This window comes from Cellulomonas sp. GbtcB1, assembly GCF_019091725.1.
In the GTDB taxonomy this organism is placed as follows: domain Bacteria; phylum Actinomycetota; class Actinomycetes; order Actinomycetales; family Cellulomonadaceae; genus Cellulomonas.
In genome coordinates, this window is the sequence record NZ_JAGXJG010000119.1 from 1 (window position 1) to 1,248 (window position 1,248).

Genomic DNA, 1,248 nt, shown 5'->3' on the forward strand with positions numbered 1-1,248 from the left:
GTCGCGGTGTTGGTGCGGCCGGTGACCGCCGGTCCGCTGCTGGCCCCCGGCATGCCGCTGCTCCCCGCGCTGCTGGGGGTTGGCACGGCCCGCGCGGGCATCCTCCTCGCGCCGGCGGCCGCCACCATCAGCAGCACGACGCCGACCCTCGCGCTGATGATCGGCCTGGCGGTCGGGGTCGGCTACGCGCTGTTCGTCCTGTCCCGGCACCGGCACCAGCTCGCGCGGGGGATGGCGGTCGAGGAGTCGGCCGCGCGGGCGGTCGCCACAGCGGGGACTGCCGTGGTGTTCGCGGGGACGACGGTGGTCATCGCGCTGTGCGGGCTGTCCGTGGTCGGCATCCCGTTCCTGTCGGTCATGGGCGTGGCCGCCGCGGCCGCCGTCGCGATCGCGGTCCTCGTCGCGCTCACGGTGCTGCCGGCGCTGATGGCGCTCGCGGGGGAGCGGCTGCGCCCTCGGCCGGGGTCCCGGGCGGCGCGCCGCGAGCTCGCCGACCCCGAGACCGGCGGCACCGGCGGCGCGCGCTGGGTGCGGCTGGTGACCCGGGTGCCGCTGCTGACCGTGCTGCTGGTGGTCCTCGGCGTCGGGGTGCTGGCGGTCCCCGCGCCCGACCTGCGGCTGACGCTGCCGGACAACGGCAGCGCGCCCGAGGGCTCGCCGCAGCGGGAGACCTACGACCTCGTGGCGGAGGGCTTCGGCCCCGGCTGGAACGCGCCGCTGCTGGTGACGGCCGACATCATCGCGAGCACCGACCCGCGCGGGGCCGTCGACGGCCTGGCGGGCGACCTGGCGGCGCTCGACGGCGTGGTGGCGGTGCCGGTCGCGACGCCGAACGAGTCGGCCGACACCGCGCTGTTCCAGGTCATCCCCTCCGGCGGCCAGGCCGCGGAGAGCACGCAGGACCTGGTCGCGGAGATCCGCGCCGACGCGGACGACCTGGTCGCGCCCTACCCGGGGGTGCACGACCTGCTGGTCACCGGGCAGACCGCCGTGAGCGTCGACGTGTCGGCGCGGCTCGGCGACGCGCTGCTGCCGTTCGGCGTCGTGGTCGTCGGGCTGTCGCTGGTGCTGCTGCTGATCGTGTTCCGGTCGGTCGCGGTGCCGACCAAGGCGACGCTCGGCTACCTGCTGTCGGTGCTGGCGTCGTTCGGGGTGACCGCCGCGGTGTTCGAGCGGGGCTGGGGCGCCGACCTGCTGAACGTCGGCCTGGTCGGGCCGGTCATCAGCTTCATGCCGATCATCGTGATG

1 protein-coding gene is annotated in these 1,248 nt (G+C 76.1%); it reads left to right on the forward strand.

Features of this window, described 5'->3' with window-relative positions:
* Window positions 1-21: 21 nt before the first annotated feature.
* A partial coding sequence (locus KVT14_RS19995; RefSeq protein WP_217617263.1) for an MMPL family transporter occupies window positions 22-1,248 on the forward strand: 1,227 nt, incomplete at its 3' end.